We start from the raw sequence: 17242 nt of genomic DNA, 5'->3' as shown, positions 1-17242 counted from the left end.
CGGGCGCGGGGACAGGTATGTTCGAGAGCGGACGATACGTCGCCGACCACCTCGGCGACCTCCGCGACGGGCAGGTACAGCCAAACGGCGTCGACCTGACGCTCGGGGCCGTCGCCGAGCAGGTCGAGCCGGGCCGCATCGAGCGCGGCGGCAAGACCGTCGGCCAACGCCGGGAACTCAACCCCGACGGCGGCGTCTACCGCCTCGACCCCGGCGGCTACGTCGTCACGTACGCCGACCGAGTCGCCGTCCCGGAGGGTCACATCGGCTTCATCTACCCGCGGTCGTCGCTGCTGCGCAACTCGTGTATGCTGAACACCGCCGTCTGGGACGCCGGCTACGAGGGGCGCGGGGAGGGGCTGCTACAGGTCCACCACCCAATCGAACTGGAGCAGGGCGCTCGAATCGCGCAGTTCGTACTCGCCGAGGCCGACCACGAGGGGAACTACGACGGGAGCTATCAGGGCGAGAACGTCGACCGGAGCGAGTGACGCGGTCCGCGCGCGACCGCGCGGTCGGTAAGTCGTCGGCCGCCGATGGCCGCGACGGCCGTCCCACGAAGTAACGCATTAGGGACCCCGGCGTGTTGACACCGGTATGTCGCTCGACACTGTCACCGAGTTGCTCGCGCGCAACGCCGACCACGCCGCGACGTTCGACGACCGCCTCGTGGGCCACGGCGACGGACAGGACCCCGACGCCGTCACCGTCTGCTGTTCGGACTCGCGGGTGTTACAGGACGAGATGTGGGACAACGACCACCCCGGCGACCTGTTCTCGGTCGGGAACATCGGCAACCGCGTCCGCCAACTGACCGACGACGGTCCGGCCGTCTCCGGGGACGTGCTCTACCCGCTCGTCCACGCGGGGACCGAGACAGCCGTCGTCGTCGGCCACACTGGCTGTGGGGCCGTCACGGCGACCTACCACGCGCTGTCGGGCGAAGGCGGCGACGAACCGGCCGGTATCGAGGCCTGCGTCGACCTGCTGGCCGCGGACCTCGGGGACGCCTACGACGCGCTGCCCGACGGCCTCGACGACGCGGCGGCGGTCAACCACCTCGTCGAGGCGAACGTCGACCGACAGGTCGCCCACCTCCGGGCCAGCGACGACGTGCCCGACGGGACGACGGTCGTCGGCCTCGTCTACGACCTCCACGGCGTTTACGACGGGCCGCGCGGGCGCGTGACCGTGGTCAACGTCGACGGCGAGCGCGAACCGGACGCCGTCGCCGACGACCACCCCGAACTGGCCGACCGGGTCGAACGCCACTGGACCGGCGTGGACCCGAGCGACGCTTGATAAAGCAGGGCATATATTCAAGTAGCGTAGCTATTTAATATCAATCGGTGTTGGGGGAGAGAGAAGCGAGGACCGTGCCTCTGACAGCCCTTCCGACCGCTTCCCGCCAACACCGGTACCGCGTCGGACGGCTGTCGTACCGGGGTTTATGCCGGTCCCACCCGACCGAGAGATATGATAGTTGAATTTCACGTTGATGCAGGGTCGTTCGGTGGCGTCACCGCCGCGCTCGACAGCGCCGCCGTCCGTTTACAGCAACTCACGCCGGTCGACGCCGGCTACCGCGCGGTCGTCTGGGTCGGACCCGCGGACCGGGACTCCGTCGAGCGGGTCCTCGACGGCGTCGGCAGTGTCAGAGACATCGTCCACGTCGCGCCGGAGGCCGACGGCAACTGGTTCGCTGTCTACACCGACGACGAACCGCTGGGTGCCCTCCACGAGGGGTTGCTGGTCGCCGACGGGTTCCTCCTCGGGGCCGCACAGACCGACTCCGTCTGGACCGTCCGGGCGCGGTTCCGCGACAAGAGCGCGCTTCTGACCTTCCGGGAGTCGATGACCGACGACGGGCTCGACATCGACATCCAGACGCTCGACGCTTCGGGGGAACTTGACCCCCAGTACGGCGTCACGGAGCCCCAGCGGGAGGTCCTGTTGCTCGCGCTCAGCCGCGGCTACTTCACCGTTCCGCGCGAGACGTCGCTGTCGGAACTGGCCGCCGACATCGACATCTCCAGTCAGGCGGCCTCCGAGCGGCTCCGGCGCGGGACCCGGACGCTCGTCGCCAACACGCTCGCGTCCCCGGAGCGACCGCTGGTCGGCACCGACACCGAGTGAAACGGCACGGGCAATCGCCCGAGGGCGACCGGGCGGTTCTTTCACGTTGTGAAACCGCCCACGAGTTGTTATACCAGCCCCCGGCCTATCGTGAGACATGACTTCCGACGAGGAGCGTGTCTACATGATACGGGACGACGGCGCGGCCGGCGACGGGGCCGCGGACGAAGGCGAGGGCGAGTCGTGGGTCAGTCCCGAACCCGCCGACGCGGTCGTCACCGACGCCGTCGTCGCCGCGACCGACCTCACCCCCGAGGTCGTCGACGACATCACCGCCTACGTTGACCCCGACGCGCTCCGGGCAGTCGTCGGCGACGGAGACGAGGACGCGGTCAGCTTCGCCGTCGAGGGCCACGACGTGACGGTTTACGCCGACGGGACCGTCGACGTGGCGTGACGACCGCACGACCTTTGTCGAGCCCGCCCGTCAGTGACGGGTATGACCCGCGTCGCGCTCATCGCCCACGACGACGAGAAGCCCGAGATGATAGACCTCGTCGAGAGCTACGAGGGGCTGCTCTCGGGGTTCGACCTCGTCGGGACGGGGACGACCGGCGAGCGAATCACCGAGGAGACCGGGCTGGCGGTCGACCGCCAGCGCAGCGGGCCGTTGGGCGGTGACGCCCAGATAGGGGCGATGGTCGCCGAGGACCGACTGGACGCCGTCGTCTTCCTCCGGGACCCCCTGACCGCACAGCCCCACGAGCCCGACATCGCCGCCCTGTTACGCATCTGTGACGTCCACGACGTGCCGCTTGCGACCACGCGGACCTCGGCGGAGTACGTGCTGGACGGGCTGGCCGCCGACCGCGACGACGACTGAGACGGCTCAGTCGGCGTGGTCCGGCCGCGTCTCGTAGTCGATGGGGTCTCGCTCGCCCAGCCGCTGGAACGCCGCCAGCCGGAAGGCGCAGGCGTCGCAGGTCCCACAGGCCGGCGCGTCGCTGCGGTAACAGCTCCACGTGTCGGCGTAGGGGACGCCCAGTTCCAGCCCGCGCTCGGCGATGTCGGTCTTGGACCACTCGACGAAGGGCGCTTCGAGGGTTATCTCGGTGTCGGGGCGGGTCCCCGCGTCGACGACGCGCTGGAACGCCTCGAAGAAGGCCGGCCGGCAGTCCGGATACCCCGAGAAGTCCTCGCTGTGCGCGCCGATGAACACCGCCGCCGCGTCGGCGGCCTCGGCGTACGAGACGGCCATCGACAGCAGATTGGCGTTCCGGAACGGGACGTAGGTGTCGGGAACGTCGTCGCCGTCGGGCTCGGCGTCGGCGACGGCCATCCCGTCGTCGGTCAGCGACGAGCCCCCGACCTGCCGGAGGTGGCTCGTCTCGACGCGACAGAAGTCCGCCGCGTCGACATGGTCGGCGAGCGCCCGCGCGCACTCGTGCTCGCGCTGTTCGGTGTTCTGGCCGTAGCTGGTGTGCAGCAGGTACAGGTCGTCGTACCCGCGGGACTGTGCCTCGTAGGCCGCCGTGGCGCTGTCCATCCCGCCGGAGGCGAGGACGACAGCGCGGTCGTCGTCTGTCATGTGTCTCAGGTGCCCGGCGCGTCGTTCCAGAGGTCGACGTGCAACCGGGGCGTGTAGCGGTAGCCGTGTTCCACCGCGAGGTCCGCGACCGTCTCGCGGGTCCGTGCCAGTTCCTCGCGGGTCGTCCCCTCCGGCATCAGGAGGACGGCGTCGTCCGGGACCGCCGTCTCGGCCGCGTCCCGCACGGCGGCCACGAGCGACTCGATTTCGGGCAGGTCCTCGGGGCCGGTGACGACGAACTTCAGTTGCGTCTCGTAGGCGTCGGCCAGCGCCGCCAGCGTCTCGACGTCGAGACGCCGGTCGTCGTGGCGGTCGGCCCACTCGCCGTCGCCCTTGGGGTCGCGCTCGGCCGTGGGCGTGCTGGAGGCGAGTTTCGGGCTGACGCTGGCGAGGTCGATGGGGGCGTCCCGGAAGACGGTGCCGTTGGTCTCGACGGTGGTGTGGTACCCCCGGTCGGCCAGCCGTTCGAGCAAGGCGACGCTGCCCTCGTGGACCAGCGGCTCGCCGCCCGTGAGGACGACGTGGTCGGCGTCGTGGTCGGCGACGGCGTCGACGATGGCCTCGACCCCGTACCAGTCGCCGGTCGGCTCCCACGAGGTGTGGTAGGAGTCACAGAACCAACACCGGAGGTTACAGCCGCTCGTCCGGACGAACACCGAGGGGACGCCGGCGAGTCGCCCCTCGCCCTGCAGCGAGCGAAACAGCTCGTTGACCGGGAGCGCGCCGTCCGCTTCCGCGTCGGCCGGCACCGCGTCGGCGAGGCCGTCGGCGTCGCTGGCGACCGGCATCAGCGGGCACGGAGTTCGTCGGTCTCCCGGACGGAGACCGCCACGTCGGAGACTGTCTCCGGGAGGCAGTCGGCGAGTCGCCGCTCCAAGACGGCGGCCATCACCTCGGCCGTCGGCGGGTGGTCGAGCACGACGACGGCGTCGCCGTCGCCGCTGTCGGCGAAGGCCTCGACCAACGGGTCGCCGTCCTCAAGCAGGAAGCGGTGGTCCCACGCCTCGACGGCGTCGGTCACCGTCCCCTTGTCGACGACCCACCCCTCGTCGGTCAGTTCGCCGGTGACCCGCACCGTCACCGCGTAGTTGTGCCCGTGCGGGCGCGAGCACTTCCCGTCGTGGTGCATGAGCCGGTGGCCGGCGGAGATGCGGATGGGGCGGTCGCCGCCGACGACGAGGTCGCGCTCGCCGGCCGCCGCGACCGCGTCCGCAGGCTGTATTCTCTGTGTCATACTCCGAGATGACTGTACGAATACTTAAGCCGTGTGGACCGGGGTCCCCACAAACGATAGGTCGGTTCGGTCCCACTGGACGGACGTGACTAGGCGCGCTGTCGAGGCCGGGTTCGACACCTACCTCTCGGCGTTCGTCGAGGAGACGTACGCGGCGTTCGACGTGGGGGCCGCGCTGCGGGAGTCGGGCGGCGGCCGCGTGGCGAGTAAGCTCCTCGAGAACAGCCGCCCCGTCGAGCGCCACGTCGTCCGGCCGAAGCTCCGGGAGTACCAACGGACCTTCCGCGACCAGATAGCGGCGGTACTGGACTACGCCGCCGACCCGACGGTGCCGTTCGACGACTACGCCGACGAGGTACTCGCGCGGGATATCTACTGGAACGCGCTCCGGGACGACGTGCGCGGGGCGCGACGCGAGGCCGTCCGCGAGTCGCTGGTCGACCGCCAGCGGCGCTTGGGCGAGGACCTCGCGCCGCTGGTCGCGGCCGACGCCGACGAGTTCTGGCCGGCGGTCGTCGAGGCCTACGACCGCGAGCGGGCCACTGGCATCGTCGAGGAGCACTTCGAGTTCAGCACACCGCTGCAGGCCGAGCGCGACGCCTTCCGGTTCGAGTTCCGCGTCGACCCGGGCGAGGTACTGGGCGGGCTGGCGAGAGCGTTGCCGTCGCTGGACGTGGAGTTCACCGACGAGGCGCTCCGGTCGATGCGGGCGGCGGAACGGGAGGTCGTTCCGGCGGCGAAAGCCGACGCGGCCGACGCGTACGACACGTAGCGACCGCTCCGTGGTAGCAACTCTACGGTCGTCGAATGGGGTGGCCGCCCCGGCACAGAGGGCGGCCGAGTTGGTGCAAACTGACTGACGACGGCAGGTGGGTCGGCGGTCTCAGACTCCAAAGACCGGCGATGGCATGGGGCTTGTAGGTACGCCGAGAGTCGGTAACCGACAGTCGGTTACGGACCGTTCCGCCTGCCATCAGTATCCATTTCGTCAGAGGATAAATAACCTACGAAATATGTTACTTTCGAACCGAGTGAATTCTTCGATAGGTCGATGCCGGACGAAACGGCCCCTACTCCGGGAATCCTATCCGTTCAGAACTGTCCCGATAGTTATGATTTCGCGGACCGACGCGCCGGGCGTGGTCACTCCTCTCGGGCCTTCAGCCACTCGTCTAGCAGGTCCCGGATAGCGGCCTCGCGGTTGTCACGGTGGTCCGCGAAGGCCTTCTCGTCGACCGCCGCCAGCAGCTCCTCGTCGAGTTCGAGTTCGACCGCCTCGAGGTCGAGATACGCTTCGTCCATCGGACCTGAACCTGCGTCGTCGACGGAGATATATCCTCGTCAGACGGCCGTCGGCCGCTCGCGTGACGGCGCTCAGTGGAGCCGTCCCTCCCGTACGTCCGCGTCGTAGGCGAACAGCGCGTAGCCGACCTCGTCGACGCGGTATCCCGTCTCGGCGGCGAGTTCGCGGATGGGGCCGACCATCGTCACGTAGTCGGCGGCGTCGAACGACTTTCGACCCCCCGCGTGGCCCGAGCGTGCCCGGTCGTCGGTAGGGTTTTACCCCTCGGCGGGCTGGATGCCGACGATGGCATCCCTCCAGCCGCTGCTGACCGCGCGCCGGGCCGACGCCACGGCGGCGTGGCTCGCGACGGGCGTACTCGTCGCCGCGAGCGGGCAGTTCCTCCGGACCGGCGAGCCCGACTGGGCGGCGCTGGCCCTGCTGCTCGCGGCCACGGCCGCGGTCGTCCCGCTCCGCGTCGGGACACCGGCCGTGACCGTCCCGGGGGAACTGCTCGCTGGCATCGCCGTCCCGGTGGCGGTCAGGGCCGCCGGCGTGGCCCCGACGGTGACGCCGTTTCTCGCCACCGCCGGCGTCGCGGTGCTGGTCGCGCTCGAACTGGACGCGTTCACTTCGCTGTCGATGACGCCCCGGTTCGCGGTCGTGTTCGTCGTCGTGTCGACGATGGCGTGTGCCGCCGTCTGGACGGTCGGGAGCTTCGCCGCCGATGCCGTTGTCGGGACGGCCTTCGTCGGGACCAAACAGGAGTTGATGTGGGACCTCGTGGCCGCGACCGGGGCCGGACTCGTCGCCGGGGTCGTCTTCGAACTGTATCTCGCCCGGTCGGACCGGGTCGACACACTGGGCGGGCTCGCCGGCCGGCCGCGGACCGACGCGGTGGCCGGCACGGCCCTGCCGGGCGAGGCCCGTCACCACCGGCTGGCGGTCCGAGCGATGCAGGGGCTGCTCGCCGTCATCGCCGCCGTCGCGGTGGTCCGGGGCAACGCGACGCTGGTCGTCAACGGCCTCGGCGCGCTCGCGGTCACGCTCCTGCCGGCGCTGTTGCGCCGGGACGCGGGGTACGCGATGGATACGGGCCTCGCGGCGTGGGTGACGCTGGCGGCGACGCTACACGCCGTCGGCGCTGTCGGGCTCTACCAGTGGGTCGGCTGGTACGACAGCCTCACGCACACCCTCTCGGCGACGCTGGTCGCCGGTGCCGGGTACGTCGTGGCCCGGGCGGTCGAGCGGCACACGCACGCGGTGACGTTCAACCGGGCGTTCCGGTCGGCGTTCGTCGTGTTGTTCGTCCTCGCGGTCGGCGTGGCGTGGGAGCTACTGGAGTTCGCCAGCGGTGGCCTCGCGTCGCTGGTCGGGGGCGAGGCCGTCCTCGCGCAGTACGGGACCGGCGACATCGTCAACGACCTCGTGTTCAACGCTGTCGGCGCGGTGGTCGTCGCGGTCGCCGCGAGCGCCCAGTTCGAGCGGCTGTCGGCGCATCTCGTCGACCGCGTCGGCGTCCTCGCCGACCGCCGAGAGTGACGGAACCGAGAGACAGCGGCGCGGGCGGCCGTCTCAGGCGCGCTTGCGGGCCGAGTCGAGGTCGATGTCCAGTTCGTCGAGCCTGTCTTCCCACTCCGCGCGTTTCTCTTGGTGGTCTTCGAGGAACGCGGCCATCAGCTCGGCGGCCTGCTCCTTGCAGCCCCCACAGAGGCGCTCGCCGCCGACGCACTCCTCGTAGACCTCCGTCGCGAGGTCGTCGTCGTCGCCGGCCAGCAGGTAGGCGTACAGCTCGTAGACGGGACACTCGTCGGCCTTCCCGCCTTTCTCGCGTTGCTCCTCGGCGGTCGAACGGCCGCCGGTCGTGGCCGATTTCACCTTGTCGTAGCCGTCCTCGGGGTCGTCGAGCAGGGAGATGTGCGAGGCCGGAACCGAGGAGGACATCTTCCCGCCGGTGAGGCCGGTCATGAAGCGGTGGTAGATGGAGGTCGGCGGCAGGAAGCCGTAGCCGCCGTTGTCGAGTTCCACCTCGCGGGCCAGTTCCTCGGCGGCCCCGCGGTCCAACTCGAAGGCGTCGACGTGCTCGTCGTAGACGCGCTTCTCGCCCTCGACGGCCTCGACGAGTGCGTCGAAGGCGTCGTCGGTGGCGTTGCGGTCGAAGATTCGCGTGCGCGGCCGGAGGGGCTCTTTCCCGGCGTTGTCGAGTTTCTCGACGACCGCGGCCCGGGCGTCGGCGGGCGCGGGGCGGTGCTCGCGCAGCCAGTCAGCGGCCTCGCCACACCGGGGCCGGTCGGCGTCCGCGGCGTACTCCGCGCGGGCGTCGTAGGCCTGCCGGAGGAGGGGGCGCTCGGCCGCGTCGGCCTCGAAGCTGGCGAACGCCTCGGTGACGCCGAAGTAGCGGGTCCGGGCAGCGAGGTCCCGGGCCAGCCGCATGTGGGGGTCTTGGTCCGGCCCGACGGGGATGACCGTCGGCTTCGGGCCCTCCAGTTGCGGGTAGAGGATGTCGGCCATCTGCGTGACGACCGACTGCATGTGCGAGACGTCGGTCTCGCCGTCGAAGTCGTAGATGGCCTGTAGCTCCGAGAAGTTCGCCTCGGCCCCGAGTTCGAACGCGAGGTCCTGCACCTCGCGGTTGTCGGACTGGCGGTAGAGCGTCCCGTCCTCGGGGTCGAACCCCAGCGCCAGCAGCGAGAGGACGTAGTTCGTCGCGTGCTCGTCTATCTCGGCCCACGAGAGGCCCCGCGCGCTGTGGGCTTCGAGGTCGGCGATGAGCGCGTAGGCGTCCCCGCCCTGTTGCTGGTGCCAGATCACCTCGTCGAAGACCAGTTTGTGGCCGATGTGGGGGTCGCCGGTCGGCATGAACCCCGACAGCGCGGCGAAGGGGTCGCCCGCCCGCATCGCCTCGGCGACGGCGCGGTAGTCGCGGTGCCCGAAGATGACGCCGCGGCGCATCAGGTAGTGGGGGTCGGGAACCTCCGGAAGCACCTCGTCGAAGGCCTCGATGCCGAACTGCTCGAACAGCTTCCGGTAGTCCGCCACCGTCGAGGAGCCCCACGGGTCCAACACCACGTCGTCGACGCCGCTGTCGACGCCGCCGTCGGTGCGGGGGGCCGGGCGGTCGCGCTTTCGGTCGCCGTCGGCGACCCGCTCGCGCCAGTCCGCGCCCGACGCGTGGCTGTGGTCGTCGGGCGATACCTCGGTGTCGCGGGTGGTGTCGTCACCGGTCATAGCGAACCGACTGGCAGCGAGCCAATCTACCCGATGTTGGCGCTGGTCGGCGCAAAAAGGGTTCGCTTCCACGGCGAAGGGTTCTCGGGCGTCGCGCCCGTCGTGAACACATGGCACTCGGACGGGTCGAACTGGCGGTCCGGCTCCTGACCGGTCTGTTCGTCGTCGTCGCGCCCACCGCGCTGTTTCTCCTGCTGTGGCGCGGGCTGGCGGCCATGCGGGACGACGAACTCCTCGAACGCGCCCGCCGGCGGGCCGACGACGAGGAGGGCGCGTGGACCGTCGACCCCGCGGCGGTCACGGCGGCGACGGCGGACTCGGCTGCCGACGGGACGACGACCTGCGAGAACTGCGGGACGGCAAACAGCGCCGACGCCGCGTACTGTCGGGCGTGTCTCGGCGCGCTCGCCGACGGTTAGTCCGCGCGGACGCCGACCAGCAGCGTCGGCCGGTCGCGCTCGACCGTGCAGTCGGTGCCCCGCTCGACGGCGTAGGTCTGGGGCTGGGTCGCGTTCACGTCGACCGGGAGCCGGGAGACGAGACGGAACTGCTGGGTCTCCCCGCCGGCGATGGTCCGGGGCTGCTCGTACTGGGAGGGCTCGTACTGGACGCTGGCGTACCCGGTGTCCAGTTCGGTCCCGACCAGACAGGCCTCGAAGTCGGGGGTGTTCAGCGCGTTCGTGAAGACGTCGGCGTTGGTCGCCGTGACGCTGCCCACCTCGGCCTCGACGGGGACGACGCCGCGCTCCTCGTTGGCCCGCTCGGGCGCGGTCACGTCGACAGTGTCGACGGTCGAGACGTCGTAGGTGACGCCGCCGGTGGCCGCGTCGACGCCGACCAGCGCCGTCCCGACGAGCAGCAGGGCAACCAGCCCGTACCGCGTGGTCCGCGGCGAGAGCGAGAGGTCGCCCTCCCGGAGGCCGTAGCCGAGGCCGACGAACAGCGCCGCCGACAGCGCCAGCAGGACGAACACGCCCGTCTCGGCCGGCCGGTAGCGGTCGGCGACGTACCAGACGAACACGAGGTAGGTCACGCCCGAGAGCGCGAAGGCGACGATGTCCAACACGTCGCGTTCTATCGCCAGTCCGGCGACGAAGAAGGCCGCGAACGCCCCCAACAGGAGCGCGGCTTTCACCGTTATCGAGAGCCCGAACACCACGTCGCGGATGAAATACAGCAGGGCGGCCGCGGCGAAGGCGATACCCAGCGCGTACAGCAGGGTTCCGCTGTCGATGTCGTAGTCCATGGAGGGTACGCGGCATCTCACCCGCCCGGCGTATCAACTTTCTGTAGGGTCCGGGCGGCGTTTGACCGGCGGCGTGGCGGTCGCCGGGGCGTCCGGCCCGGCGGCTACTTGCGGTCGCTCAGTCCCCGTCGAACCCTCACTGCCCGTTCAGTCGCCCGCTGCCGCCTGCCCACCGGCGTCCGGGCCGCCGGCCACCGGCGTCCGCTCGACGACGGTGCCGTCGTAGGTCGGATACTGCTCGACGATTTCGCCCTCGGGCACGTCGCCGTCGGCGACCATCTCCTCTAGGAGCCACCACGCGAGTTCGACGTGGTCGGACTTGACGGCGAAGTACTCCTCGGGGACGCCCAGTTCGGCGAGGCGGGCCTCGCTCACCCACGCCTTCCCGTAGACGAGCGTGCCGTCTTCGGTCACTTCGTCGAACTGACGGCGGATGTTGCGGGCCATCCGCTTGAGCCGCGAGCGGTGCTGGGCGGCGTCCTTGAAGACGCTCGTACAGAAGTACACCTTCTCGTGGTCGCCCATCGTCTCCAGAATGTCGTGGGACCCCTCGACGGCGCTCATGTGGTCCTCCTTCAGTTCGAACCCTTCCTCCTGCATCCGGCGGTAGTTGCCGTCGGACATCTCGAACTCGTTGATGTTACAGAAGTCCGCCGCACCCTCGTCCAAGAAGTCCAGAAACTCCGTCTCGGCGCGGATACCGGGAATCTCGAACGCGGGGGTCAGCCCTTCCTCGCGGGCGATGTAGAGGATGTCCTCCCACTCGGTGCCGTGCATGTCGCCCCACAACTCCAGCGGCGGGTGGAAGCGGATCTCGTCGAGGCCGGCTTCGGCCAGCCGGCGCATGTTCTCCCGGCCGCCGGTGATGCCGGTGTAGAGGTGGATGTGGTGGTCCTCGCCGAACTCGTCTTTCAGCAGTTCGATGTAGTGGCAGGTCCGGTCGAGCGCCTCTTGGGGTTCCCCGCCCGTGATGGACGACCCCAGCGCACTCATGCGCTTTGCCTCCTCGATGACGTCGCTGTCGTCCTCGACGGGACGCTCGTTGGCGTACATCTGGGTGACGTTCTTGCGGTTCTCACCGAGGGGGCAGTAAAAGCAGTCCCGCTGGTCGCAGTAGCCGTAGACGAACAGCACCATCTTGCCGCCTTTGGCGCACTGCTCGCACCCCTCAGATATCATCGTGTACCCAACCAACCGCGTCCAGCGGCAAAAAGCGTGCGGACCTGCGCGCCCGTGGGACGCGTTCGCGTAGCGCTCGCTCGCGGCCACTCGACGGGCGCTGGTCGGGCAACTATCGACATTCAGATGACAGTTGTCGGACGCTCGGCAGACGCAGACACCGATACCGTCCGCCGATTTCGCTACGTTTATATGTGGGTGTTACATATTGACATGCATGGAGCCGGACACGGTTGCCCCAGTGGAGATGGCTGCGGACGCGGAGGTCATGGCGTCCGTCGAGGAAGGTCAGACCGACACGCTGGTCGTCGCCGACATCTCGCGGGACGACGCCTATCTGACAGTCCCGCTCGCGGACGCCGCGTCGCTCCCGGCCTGGCGGTAACGGTCCGGTCTCGGCCCCGGGGACGGGGCACACGTCTCGTCGCTCGAACCGATAGCGGGTGCGCCGTCGGTATCGCGCTCGTTCCGCCCGATGCGGTGTCGCCTCGACAGCCCGTGGCAGAACGCCCGGGACGGCGTGGCGCGGCTCTCGCGGGCGAGAAAACAAGCGTTATTGCGCCCCGGTAAGTTCGGTCCGGTATGAAGGTACTCGTCACGGACCCCATCGCCGACGCGGGCCTCGAACGGCTCCGCGAGGCGGGCCACGAGGTCGAGACAGCCTACGACGTCGAGGGCGACGCGCTGCTCGACGCGGTGTCGGACGCGAACGCGCTCGTCGTCCGCTCGGGCACCGAGGTCGACGACGCCGTCTTCGAGGCGGCCCCCGACCTCGTCATCGTCGGCCGGGCCGGCATCGGCGTCGACAACATCGACATCGAGGCCGCCACCGAACACGGCGTCATCGTCGCCAACGCCCCCGACGGCAACGTCCGGGCCGCCGCCGAACACTCCGTCGCCATGGCCTTCGCCACCGCCCGCTCCATCCCGCAGGCCCACGACCGCCTGAAGGCCGGCGAGTGGGCCAAAGGCGAGTTCCTCGGCACCGAGGTCAACAACAAGACGCTGGGCGTCGTCGGCTTCGGCCGCGTCGGCCAAGAGGTCGCCAAGCGACTGGGCAACCTCGGCATGGACATCGTCACCTTCGACCCCTACATCAGCGAGGAGCGCGCCAAGCAGTTCGGCGCGGAACTGGTCGACGAACTCGACGACTGCCTCGCCGCGGCCGACTTCGTCACCATCCACACGCCCCTGACACCCGAGACCGAGGACATGATCGGCGAGGCGGAACTCGCCCAACTGGAAGGCGGCTACGTCGTCAACTGCGCCCGCGGCGGCATCATCGACGAGGCCGCGCTGGCCGAGGCCGTCGAGGACGGCGTCCTCAAGGGCGCGGCGCTGGACGTCTTCGGCGAGGAGCCCCTGCCCGAGGACAGCCCCCTGCTGGGCGTCGAGGACGTCATCGTCACGCCGCATCTGGGCGCGTCGACCGAGGCCGCACAGGAGAACGTCGCCACCTCCACGGCCGACCAAGTGGTCGCCGCGTTCAACGGCGAACCCGTCGCCAACGCACTCAACGCCCCGTCGCTCGACGACGCCACGTTCGATCGCGTCGAGCCCTACCTCGAACTGGCCGACACGGCCGGCCGCATCGCCGTCCAGCTGTTCGACGGCCACATGAGCTCCGTCGAGGTCACCTACGCCGGCGACATCTCCCAAGAGGACGTCGACTACGTCACCGCCTCCGCGCTCAAGGGCGTGTTCGCCCCCTCGGACATGCAGGTCAACGCGGTCAACGCGCCCCGCATCGCCGAGGAGCGCGGCATCGACGTAACCGAGTCCAAGACCAGCACGGCCGAGGACTACCAGAGCCTCATCACCGTCACCGTCTCCGACGGCGAGGAGTCCGTCTCGGTCTGTGGAACCCAGTTCGGCGGCGACGAGCCCCGCATCGTCCGCATCGACGACCACCGCATCGAGGCGGTCCCCCACGGCCACATGCTCGTGGTCCGCAACCGCGACGAACCCGGCACCATCGGCTTCATCGGGACAGTGCTTGGCGAGTCCGACATCAACATCGCCGGGATGTTCAACGGCCGCGAGACCATCGGCGGCGAGGCGCTGTCGGTGTACAACCTCGACGAAGCCCCGACCGGCGAGGTGCTCGACCGCCTGACCGGCGACGACCGACTCATCCAGACGACCTACGTCGCGCTGGGCGACGAGTAGCGCGGGCCGCCGGTTCCGTTCTCGCCGGTTCCGTTCTCGTCGCGGCTACTGGTCGAGGAGCCGCTCGTAGCGGTCGACGACGGCCTGCCGGCGTCGCCGTTCGGACTCCAGCGCCTGCTGGAGGGCCGCGATGCGGTGGCGCAAGAGCGTTATCCGGAACCGGTAGACCGCGGTCGGCGTCAGCCCGTCGACCACGGGGGGTGCGCCGGCGGCCACCGGGGGCGTCGCCACTGGGGTGGGAGTGGTTGCCATGGGCGTATCTCGGTGGCCGCCGTCAAAAACACCCGTCGGACGGCCGTCACGCGTCCGTCACGCGTCCGCGCCGGCAACGGGGTCCGCCACAAGCGGGAAGCTGAGACGGAGCCGCGTCTCCCCATCGCGGCGCTCGTGAGTCAGTCGGCCGCCGTACCGCTCGACGACCCACTTGGCGAGCCACAGGCCGAGGCCGGTGCTGTGCTGGAGTTGGCGTATCGGTCGCTCGCCGAAGACGACCGCGCGCTCGTTGGCCGGAAGGCCCGGCCCGTCGTCGACGACTTCGACGAGCGCCTCTGACCCCGCCGTCGACAGCGACACCGTGAGGGTCGGCTGTCCGTCGTTGTGTTCGATGCCGTTCTCGACCAGTTGCGCGACGGCGACGGCGACCCGCTCGTCGGCCGCCACCAGCAGGTGGTCCGGCCCCTCGACGGTCAGGTCGACGCCGTCGTCGTACTCGGCGGCTATCGACGCGAGGTGTTGCCCGAGGTCCGTCGTCGGCTCGGTGTTGTCGTGCGATTCGAGGACGTACTCGACTTTCCCGGCCGTCTCGCTGAGCGCCGCGAGGTCCCGGGCCGCGGCGGCCATCACCGCCGCCCGGTCGCCGAGGTCGCCGGACAGTTCGGTCGACAGCGTCTCCGCGCCGTCGAGCAGCGGGACGAGTTTGTTCCGGAGGTTGTGCCGCAGGACTCGGTGGAGGACGCGCTGGTGTTGTTCGAGCCGTGCGGCGTCGGTGGCGTCGGCGTACAGCATCAAGCGACGGTCGCCGGACAGCGCCACCTCGCGGTGGCGGAACCGCCGGAGTCCGTCGGTCGTCTCCCGGACGACGACGCTCCACTCCCCGCCCCGTTCCGTGGACTGGGCCGCGCCGGCGTCCCACCCGTCCGGGACGACGTACGCGGCCAGCGACTCCCCGCGTATCTCCGCCGGGTCGTACCCGAACGCCTCGACGAACGCCGGGTTCACGCGCTCGACCAGCCGGTCACCGTCGGCGACGGCGACGACGGCCGCCGCGTCGGTCGTGTGCTCGAACAGCCCGTCGAACCGCTCGGTCGTCGCCCCGGACATTCTCAGTACGGGTCGCCGGCGGCGGTGAACTCGAAGCGAGCGCCGCCGGCCTCGCTCTCGGTCACCGTCACGTCCCACTCGTGGGCCCGGGCTATCTCCTCGACGATGGCGAGACCGAGTCCAGTGCCGTCCTCGCTGGTCGTGAAGTCCGTCTCCAACACCTTCTCGCGTTCGTCCTCGGGGATGCCGACACCGTCGTCGGCGACGTAGAGCCCGTCGTCCGAGGGGCCGACGGTGACCGTCGACGCCTCGCCGTGGGTGACAGCGTTGCGAAACAGGTTCTCGAAGAGGTGTTTGAGCCGGGTGTCGTCGCCGGCGACGGTGAACGGCTCCGCGACGACCAACTCGGCCGACCCCGAACTGACGTGTCGCCAGCACTCCCGGGCCAGTCGCTCGATATCGACCGGTTCGGGCTCCTCTACCCGGTCGCCGCCGCGGGTGAGCGTCAGCACGCCCTCGATGACCTCCTCCATCCGGGCGTGGGCCCGCCGCAGGTCGGCGACCCGCTCGTCGTCGGGGAAGCGGGTGAGACACCCCTCGGCGACTTGGAGCGGGTTCCGCAGGTCGTGGCTCAGCGTCGAGGCGAACCGTTCGAGTCGGGCGTTCTCCCGTTCGAGTTCCCGCTCCCGGTCGAGACGCTGGAGCGCCACCTCGGCGTGGTTGGCGAGTATCTTGACGAGGGTCAGGTCCGTCTCGTCGAAGGCGTCGGGGACGGTCTCGCCGACGCTGACGACGCCGTAGCCGTCGATGGGGACGTAGAGCCACGACCGGACCGGAGCCAGTTCGTCGCCGTCAGGGTGGTCGGTGACGTCGCCGTAGACGCTGGCGCTGCGGGACGCGAACGCCTCGCCGGCGAGACCCTCACCGACCTCGTAGACCGGGCGCTCGGACAGCAGCGCCTCGGCCCCGTCGTCGACGTGGACCGGCCGGAGCTTTCCGTCCCGGAGCATCCGGACGACGTTGATACGGAAATCGAGGATGGAGCCGATGGCGTCTCCGACCTCCCGGGCGACCGCGACCGGCGAGTCGACGCTGAGCAGGTCCAGCGTCGCCTCGTGGAGCGCACTTATCTTCCGCTCGCGCTCCCGCTTCTCGCTGATGTCGGTGTTGATGGCGACGTAGCCGGCCGGGCCGTCCTCGCCCGACAGCGGCGCGATGGTCTGTTCGACGACGTAGGTGCTGCCGTCGGCGCGTTCGTTCACCAGTTCGCCCTGCCACACCTCGCCGGCGGTTATGGTCTCCCAGAGGTCCTCGTAGAACGCCGCGTCGTGATAGCCGGAGTTGAGGACCCGCGGGGTGTTCCCGACGACCTCGCTGGCGTCGTACCCGGTCTGGGCCTCGAAGGCGGGGTTGACGTACTCGATGACGCCCGCGTCGTCGGTGAACAACACGCCGTGGCCGGCGCTCTCGACGGCCTCGCGGAACTTCCACGGACCGACGCCGTCCTCGCCCGTCCGGTCCTCGTAGGCCGTCTGTCCGCCGTCTGACCGCGCGGCGGCCGACGCCCGTGTGACTCCGGTCGGTGCGCACCCGGCGCGCTCGACGCTGGCGCGAACGGCTGTCGGGTCGAGCGGGCGCTGGAGCCACTCGTCGCACAGCGACGGGGGCACGTCCCCGGGAGGCCCCTCGCCGACGGCGACGACGCGGCAGTCCTCCCACCGCGGTGCCAGTTCCGCCCGCAGTTCCCGGAACAGCAGACCGGCGGGCGCGCGGTCGAGAACGACCGCGGTGTCGCGGGCGAGCCCTTCGACCGCCTGCCGGACCGACGCGGCGAAAGCGGTGTCGTAGGCGGGTTCGAGTGTTCGTTTGTAGAAATCCTCGTCGACGGTGCCGTCGACGACGAGCACGCGCTGGTGCATCTGTTGCTGCCTTCTATCTCAGGGTCGGTAATATACTAGCCGGCGGGTTCCCGGGAGATTG

The 17242-nt window shown here is 70.0% G+C and carries 20 protein-coding genes; 10 read left to right on the top strand and 10 right to left on the bottom strand.

Going from position 1 to position 17242, the window contains the following annotated elements; genetic code table 11:
- Positions 1 to 17: 17 nt before the first annotated feature.
- From ACV7JO_RS14190 to ACV7JO_RS14170, 5 genes are all read left to right on the top strand, one after another.
- A complete protein-coding gene (locus ACV7JO_RS14190; protein ID WP_470354063.1) occupies positions 18 to 491 on the top strand; it encodes a deoxyuridine 5'-triphosphate nucleotidohydrolase in 474 nt (157 codons plus the stop codon).
- A gap of 106 nt (positions 492 to 597) precedes the next feature.
- Entirely contained in the window at positions 598 to 1302 is a 705-nt protein-coding gene (locus tag ACV7JO_RS14185; RefSeq protein WP_470354062.1) for a carbonic anhydrase, read from the top strand.
- Between the two features lie 174 nt (positions 1303 to 1476).
- Positions 1477 to 2136: a helix-turn-helix domain-containing protein gene (locus ACV7JO_RS14180; protein ID WP_470354061.1), complete on the top strand. Its 660-nt coding sequence runs from the start codon at positions 1477 to 1479 to the stop codon at positions 2134 to 2136.
- 97 nt (positions 2137 to 2233) lie between these two features.
- Positions 2234 to 2533, top strand: a complete 300-nt coding sequence (locus tag ACV7JO_RS14175) for a HalOD1 output domain-containing protein (RefSeq protein ID WP_470354060.1) — start codon at positions 2234 to 2236, stop codon at positions 2531 to 2533.
- Between the two features lie 42 nt (positions 2534 to 2575).
- Complete coding sequence (locus ACV7JO_RS14170; protein WP_470354059.1) at positions 2576 to 2959, top strand: methylglyoxal synthase; 384 nt, start codon at positions 2576 to 2578, stop codon at positions 2957 to 2959.
- A 6-nt stretch (positions 2960 to 2965) separates the two neighbouring features.
- Here ACV7JO_RS14170 and queC read toward each other — a convergent pair whose 3' ends face one another.
- From queC to ACV7JO_RS14155, 3 genes are read right to left on the bottom strand one after another with little or no spacing between them, the layout of a single operon-like run.
- Positions 2966 to 3664 carry a 7-cyano-7-deazaguanine synthase QueC gene (gene queC, locus ACV7JO_RS14165; protein WP_470354058.1) on the bottom strand — a complete coding sequence of 233 codons (699 nt, stop codon included), beginning with the start codon at positions 3662 to 3664 and terminating at the stop codon, positions 2966 to 2968.
- 5 nt (positions 3665 to 3669) lie between these two features.
- Positions 3670 to 4452 carry a 7-carboxy-7-deazaguanine synthase QueE gene (locus tag ACV7JO_RS14160; RefSeq protein WP_470354057.1) on the bottom strand — a complete coding sequence of 261 codons (783 nt, stop codon included), beginning with the start codon at positions 4450 to 4452 and terminating at the stop codon, positions 3670 to 3672.
- A complete protein-coding gene (locus ACV7JO_RS14155) occupies positions 4452 to 4898 on the bottom strand; it encodes a 6-pyruvoyl trahydropterin synthase family protein (RefSeq protein ID WP_470354056.1) in 447 nt (148 codons plus the stop codon). The genes ACV7JO_RS14160 and ACV7JO_RS14155 overlap by 1 nt, the downstream gene beginning before the upstream one ends.
- Before the next feature lie 85 nt (positions 4899 to 4983).
- Between ACV7JO_RS14155 and ACV7JO_RS14150 the strand changes: the two genes are divergently transcribed.
- A complete protein-coding gene (locus ACV7JO_RS14150) occupies positions 4984 to 5670 on the top strand; it encodes a hypothetical protein (protein ID WP_470354055.1) in 687 nt (228 codons plus the stop codon).
- Positions 5671 to 6041: 371 nt separating this feature from the next.
- Here the strand turns inward: ACV7JO_RS14150 and ACV7JO_RS14145 are convergent, their stop codons facing one another.
- Positions 6042 to 6200: a ribbon-helix-helix protein, CopG family gene (locus tag ACV7JO_RS14145; protein WP_470354054.1), complete on the bottom strand. Its 159-nt coding sequence runs from the start codon at positions 6198 to 6200 to the stop codon at positions 6042 to 6044.
- A gap of 286 nt (positions 6201 to 6486) precedes the next feature.
- Here ACV7JO_RS14145 and ACV7JO_RS14140 point away from each other — a divergent pair, with 286 nt between their 5' ends.
- Positions 6487 to 7722 carry a DUF2238 domain-containing protein gene (locus ACV7JO_RS14140; protein ID WP_470354053.1) on the top strand — a complete coding sequence of 412 codons (1236 nt, stop codon included), beginning with the start codon at positions 6487 to 6489 and terminating at the stop codon, positions 7720 to 7722.
- A gap of 33 nt (positions 7723 to 7755) precedes the next feature.
- On the opposite strand, the gene ACV7JO_RS14135 is transcribed toward ACV7JO_RS14140, so the two are convergent.
- Positions 7756 to 9408, bottom strand: a complete 1653-nt coding sequence (locus ACV7JO_RS14135; protein ID WP_470354052.1) for a tryptophan--tRNA ligase — start codon at positions 9406 to 9408, stop codon at positions 7756 to 7758.
- A 110-nt stretch (positions 9409 to 9518) separates the two neighbouring features.
- Here ACV7JO_RS14135 and ACV7JO_RS14130 point away from each other — a divergent pair, with 110 nt between their 5' ends.
- A complete protein-coding gene (locus ACV7JO_RS14130; RefSeq protein WP_470354051.1) occupies positions 9519 to 9827 on the top strand; it encodes a DUF7577 domain-containing protein in 309 nt (102 codons plus the stop codon).
- Here ACV7JO_RS14130 and ACV7JO_RS14125 read toward each other — a convergent pair.
- Both ACV7JO_RS14125 and ACV7JO_RS14120 read right to left on the bottom strand, forming a co-directional pair.
- Entirely contained in the window at positions 9824 to 10654 is an 831-nt protein-coding gene (locus tag ACV7JO_RS14125) for a DUF1109 domain-containing protein (RefSeq protein ID WP_470354050.1), read from the bottom strand. The two genes, ACV7JO_RS14130 and ACV7JO_RS14125, sit on opposite strands and share 4 nt — an antisense overlap.
- A gap of 147 nt (positions 10655 to 10801) precedes the next feature.
- Positions 10802 to 11833, bottom strand: coding sequence for a radical SAM protein (locus ACV7JO_RS14120; RefSeq protein ID WP_470354049.1), 1032 nt, complete (start codon positions 11831 to 11833; stop codon positions 10802 to 10804).
- A 217-nt stretch (positions 11834 to 12050) separates the two neighbouring features.
- On the opposite strand from ACV7JO_RS14120, the gene ACV7JO_RS14115 reads away from it, so the two are divergent.
- The gene (locus ACV7JO_RS14115; protein WP_470354048.1) at positions 12051 to 12218 is read left to right on the top strand and encodes a DUF7556 family protein; all 168 of its coding nucleotides are present in this window, start codon (positions 12051 to 12053) and stop codon (positions 12216 to 12218) included.
- Between the two features lie 197 nt (positions 12219 to 12415).
- On the top strand, positions 12416 to 14002 hold the full coding sequence (gene serA / locus ACV7JO_RS14110; RefSeq protein ID WP_470354047.1) for a phosphoglycerate dehydrogenase: 1587 nt from the start codon (positions 12416 to 12418) through the stop codon (positions 14000 to 14002).
- A 45-nt stretch (positions 14003 to 14047) separates the two neighbouring features.
- Here the strand turns inward: serA and ACV7JO_RS14105 are convergent, their stop codons facing one another.
- From ACV7JO_RS14105 to ACV7JO_RS14095, 3 genes are read right to left on the bottom strand one after another with little or no spacing between them, the layout of a single operon-like run.
- Positions 14048 to 14254 carry a hypothetical protein gene (locus ACV7JO_RS14105; RefSeq protein WP_470354046.1) on the bottom strand — a complete coding sequence of 69 codons (207 nt, stop codon included), beginning with the start codon at positions 14252 to 14254 and terminating at the stop codon, positions 14048 to 14050.
- A 57-nt stretch (positions 14255 to 14311) separates the two neighbouring features.
- On the bottom strand, positions 14312 to 15322 hold the full coding sequence (locus ACV7JO_RS14100; RefSeq protein ID WP_470354045.1) for an ATP-binding protein: 1011 nt from the start codon (positions 15320 to 15322) through the stop codon (positions 14312 to 14314).
- A gap of 2 nt (positions 15323 to 15324) precedes the next feature.
- A complete protein-coding gene (locus ACV7JO_RS14095; protein ID WP_470354044.1) occupies positions 15325 to 17181 on the bottom strand; it encodes a PAS domain-containing sensor histidine kinase in 1857 nt (618 codons plus the stop codon).
- Between the last annotated feature and the right edge of the window lie 61 nt (positions 17182 to 17242).

Source organism: Haloarcula sp. MBLA0138 (assembly GCF_055632455.1).
Note: the sequence above shows the minus strand (reverse complement) of the source record. Positions and strands in the feature narration are given on the sequence as shown.